This window comes from Actinomyces sp. oral taxon 849 str. F0330, from assembly GCF_000239715.1.
Taxonomy (GTDB): Bacteria; Actinomycetota; Actinomycetes; order Actinomycetales; family Actinomycetaceae; genus Actinomyces; species Actinomyces johnsonii.
Genome location: NZ_JH470348.1, coordinates 528,804 through 532,981, shown reverse-complemented (window position 1 = coordinate 532,981; position 4,178 = coordinate 528,804). Strand labels below are relative to the sequence as shown.

The window sequence follows — 4,178 nt, the reverse complement described above, 5'->3', positions numbered from 1 at the left end:
CGGCATCTGCTGCGTCAGCGCCGTCGGGCGGCCTGATCCGCTCCGCCGACCGCCGCGGCATCCTCATGGGACTGCTCACCGCGGGGGCGGCCGTCGTCGTCGGTAGCGTCATCGGCAACCGGGGGCAGGGCACGGGCGCCCAGGACGTCGAGGCCACCGGCAACACCGTCAACGCCACCATCACCGTCCAGGGCATGCGGTTCGTGCCCGACACGGTCGACGTCACCCCCGGCGACCGGCTCGTCATCACCCTGGACAACACCGCCGACCAGGTCCACGACCTCGTTCTGGCCACCGGCCAGTCCACCGGCCGCGTGGCCGCCGGCGCCAAGGGCACGCTCGACGCCGGTATCGTCTCCGGGCCGGTCGAGGGCTGGTGCTCCATCGCAGGCCACCGCGCCCAGGGCATGGTCTTCCACGTCACCGCGGGCGGGGTGGGCGCCGGCACCCACCAGCACGGCGGCGGCCAGAGCAGGCGGACCGGCTCGGGCAAGGACGCGGTTCCCGACTACTCCGCCCACCTGCCCGCCGACTTCAAGGCCTTCGAGGCCGCCCTGCCGGCCGCCCCGAGCAGCCCCGACGGCGGGCCCATGACCCACCGGCACACTTTCACCGTCACCGAACAGGTTATGCAGGTCGGCGGCGGCGTCACCCAGCGGCGCATGACTTTCAACGGTCAGGTCCCCGGCCCCGTCCTGCGCGGTAAGGTGGGGGATACCTTCGAGATCACCCTGGTCAACGATGGCACCATGAGCCACTCCATCGACTTCCACGCCGGGATCACCCCGCCCGATGAGGCGATGCGTTCGATCAACCCCGGTGAGTCCCTGGTCTACACCTTCACCGCCCAGCACTCGGGGATCTGGCTCTACCACTGCTCCACCTCCCCGATGAGCCTGCATCTGGCCGCGGGCATGCACGGGGCCGTCATCATCGATCCGCCGGGCCTGCCGGCCGTGGACCGCGAGTACGCCATCGTCGCCTCCGAGGTCTACCTCGGTCCCGAGGGCGGCGAGCCCAACACCGACAAGATCGCCGCCAAGACCCCCGACCTCATGACCTTCAACGGGGTGGCCTTCCAGTACCACCAGCAGCCCCTCAAGGCCAGGGTGGGTGAGCGCGTGCGTTTCTGGGTCATGGCCGCGGGTCCCTCATTGCCGACCTCCTTCCACGCCGTCGGCCTGCAGTTCGACCAGGTCTTCTTCGAGGGGGCCTGGACTCTCGGCGGCCCCAGCCAGATCGGGGCCGCCTGGTCCGGCGGCTCCCAGGCTCTCGGCCTGCACCCGGCCCAGGGTGGCTTCGTCGAGTGCGTCGCCTCCGAGCCGGGCCACTACGTGTTCGTGTCCCACTCCTTCGCCGACATGGAGAAGGGCGCTCACGGCGTCCTGGAGGTCACCGCCTGAGCCGAGACCGCGCCTCGGGGAGCCGCCCCGAGCACGACTCGGCCCCGGGCGCCTGTGCCCGGGGCCGAAGTCTCGCGATCTTAGTAGTGGTTGGTGATTGGACAGATGATGGAGGTCGACGGAGCAGCGCGGCTCAGGCGACGTCGGCGTGGACGATCTTCAGCTCCGTGTCCTCCTGGGGCGGCTGGGCCGGCTGGGCCGGGGTGATCTGGCAGCCATCAGGCCCGTTGGGCAGGAACTTGATGCGCTCGTAGGACGCCGGGTCGGGGCCGACGACGGCCCGCAGGAATCCCTCGTGCATGGTGCACACCAGGTCGCGCGGCCTGTGGTTGCGGGTGACCAGCGGACAGGAGCGCAGGACGACGGTGTCGCCGGAGACCTCTGGGGCGAAGCCCATAACCGCGAGGTAGGGGATGAGGGCGGTGACCCGGTCCACCTCCTCGCCGTCGATGGTCGGCTCGGCAACCGTTCCCGGGGTCAGCTCGGCCCAGCGGCGACCGATCTCCAGGGCGGTGGCGTGGGCGTCCTCGCCCTCGCCCAGGGTGTCGGCGATCGCGTCGAGCAGCAGCAGGTAGGCGTCGACCATCTGCTGGGGGTCGGGGGCCGTCGAGGCGTAGCGCAGGGCCGGGCGGCCCCGCTTGCCGGTCGGCTTGGTGGACACCGTGACGAACCCGGCGTCGACCAGGGCGTCGAGGTGTTCACGGACGGTGTTGTGGTGCAGGTTGAGTGCGTTGGCGACCTGAACGGCCGTCATTGCGTCGTTTGAAGCCTCCACGACCTCCAGGACGCGCCGGCGCGCCGCTGAGAGATTGGCGCGCGCGGACAGATCGCCCAGGGCGGGACGTGGGAGTGAAGGGATCGGACGGTTGTGCATGTCATGAGACTAACGCGCTTTCGCTTGTGGGAACCGTCAAAATCGGCTTGTAGTTGAATCCTGCAACGGCTCTGTGATGTGAGTTTTAGCACACGGTGTCCAATAGTGGGAAGGTTGAAGCGTGAAAAAACTCAGTGCTGGCGCCGTTTCGGTCGGGTCATGGCCCAATAGTCGGGCAGACGGCCCTCAGAGTTAAGGATCGCGCTATCGACGAAACCGTGACGCCCATAGAAGGACGCCGCCCGGCGCGTCGTGGCCTCCAGATGGGCGACCGTCCCCTGGGCGTCCACCCGCTCCAGGCCTCTGCGCAGGAGCGCGGCCCCGGTACCGGTGTCGCGGGCGCCCGGGGCGACGGCGATCATGTACAGGTACCAGTGGGGCTCGGCGGGGCGCTCGGCCTCGCACATGGTGCCGTCGAGCAGGCACAGCTCCCACGCGTCCCCCAGAAGCTCCAGGTCGAGTCCGGCCGGTGGCTCGCCGTGGGGGCCGAGCGGGCCGGCGGGATCGGGAGCGTCCCACAGGGCGACGCCGAGGAGGCGCCCGGCGTCGTCGACGGCCAGGTCGCCCAGAGAGGCGGGGTGGTCGGGGTTGAGATAAGTGGCGCTCAGCTCCACGTGGTGCAGGTGCTCCAGGGCGGCGCGCGGCTCGGGGGCGGCGCCGATGATGGTGCTCATGAGCGGGTCGACCAGGAAGACGTCGGTGAGCAGATCGCGCGCGGCGTCGAGGTCGTCCGGTGAGGCGCAACGTAGGTGGGGGCTGGATGTGGTCACGCCCATGTGTGTACCACGGCGGGTGGCCGGTTCTCCTCCGGGACAACCTGCCGACGGCGGCGGGTGCCGGCCCACCGGGGCCGGCCCGAGCCGCTGTGGACCGCCCCCGAGAGCGCTCGCGCAGAGCCACCGCTCTGCGATGGGAGGTTGTTCAGGGCTTGGTGGGATCCTCAGCCTCCAGTGAGGGCGCCAGTAGGCGGCGGAAGGAGTCGACCCGCTCGCGCCGCCCTTCGGGGGCGGCCGGGCCGCCCGGCTCGGCCGGCTCGCTCGTCCACGTATCCAGGGCGCAGTCGACGACGCCGTGCTCGTGGGTGCACCCGCGCGGGCAGTCCTCGGCCACGGCCGCCAGGTCCGGGAAGCCGCGCAGGACGTCGGCGCTGCCTACGTGGGAGACCCCGAAGGAGCGCACTCCGGGAGTGTCGATGACCCAGCCGCCGCCGGGCAGGGCGAGGGCCTGGAGGCTGGTGGAGGTGTGACGGCCGCGGCCGGTGACCTCGTTGACGCGGCCGGTGGCTCGGTCGGCACCGGGCACGATCGCGTTGATGAGCGTGGACTTGCCGACCCCGGAGTGGCCCACGAGCACCGAGACGGCGCCGGTAAGGGCCCGGCGAACCGCCTCGATGCCGTCGCCGGGCCGCTCGTCCGCACCGCCGGCCTCAGAGGGCTCGTGGGGCTCAGTCTCGGAGCCGTGGGGCAGGTGCGTAGCCAGGCAGCGTACGCCCAGGGGGCTGTAGAGGCCCGTCAGGGGGGCGGCGTCGGCCAGGTCGGTCTTGGTGAGCACGATGAGCGGCTCCATGCCGGCGTCGTAGGCGGCTACGAGGTAGCGGTCGATCATCCGCGGGCGCGGCTCGGGGTCGGCCACGGCGGTGACGATGACGAGCTTGGCGGCGTTGGCGACGATCGCCCTCTCGGTGCCGGCGGCGTCCCCGTCCTCGGCGCTGCGGCGCAGCAGGGTGGTGCGCTCCTCGATGCGGACCATGCGCGCCAGGGTGCCCTTGCGGCCGCTGATGTCCCCGACGACGGCGACCCGGTCGCCGACGACGACCTTGCCCCGCCCCAGCTCGCGGGCCTTCATGGCGGTGATGTTGCCGCTGGAGTCCTCGGTGAGGCTTGGGTCATCCAGGCGGATCC

The 4,178-nt window shown here is 71.2% G+C and carries 4 protein-coding genes; 1 reads left to right on the top strand and 3 read right to left on the bottom strand.

Annotation, left to right across the window (positions count from 1 at the left end; all coding sequences use genetic code 11):
* The coding region (locus tag HMPREF0975_RS02120; RefSeq protein ID WP_009232467.1) for a multicopper oxidase domain-containing protein at positions 1-1,403 on the top strand (1,403 nt) is incomplete at its 5' end.
* A gap of 133 nt (positions 1,404-1,536) precedes the next feature.
* Here the strand turns inward: HMPREF0975_RS02120 and HMPREF0975_RS02115 are convergent.
* The 3 genes from HMPREF0975_RS02115 to rsgA form a co-directional block, all read right to left on the bottom strand.
* Positions 1,537-2,277, bottom strand: a complete 741-nt coding sequence (locus HMPREF0975_RS02115; protein ID WP_009232466.1) for a helix-turn-helix transcriptional regulator — start codon at positions 2,275-2,277, stop codon at positions 1,537-1,539.
* Positions 2,278-2,408: 131 nt separating this feature from the next.
* Positions 2,409-3,053 carry a GNAT family N-acetyltransferase gene (locus tag HMPREF0975_RS02110; RefSeq protein ID WP_009232465.1) on the bottom strand — a complete coding sequence of 215 codons (645 nt, stop codon included), beginning with the start codon at positions 3,051-3,053 and terminating at the stop codon, positions 2,409-2,411.
* 145 nt (positions 3,054-3,198) lie between these two features.
* A complete protein-coding gene (gene rsgA, locus HMPREF0975_RS02105; RefSeq protein WP_009232464.1) occupies positions 3,199-4,176 on the bottom strand; it encodes a ribosome small subunit-dependent GTPase A in 978 nt (325 codons plus the stop codon).
* Positions 4,177-4,178 lie beyond the last annotated feature (2 nt).

What these genes read in the sequence shown, in the direction of transcription:
- HMPREF0975_RS02115 (WP_009232466.1), bottom strand. Translation starts at nt 2,277, where the DNA reads ATGCACAACCGTCCGATCCCTTCACTCCCACGTCCCGCCCTGGGCGAT.
- HMPREF0975_RS02110 (WP_009232465.1), bottom strand. Translation starts at nt 3,053, where the DNA reads ATGGGCGTGACCACATCCAGCCCCCACCTACGTTGCGCCTCACCGGAC.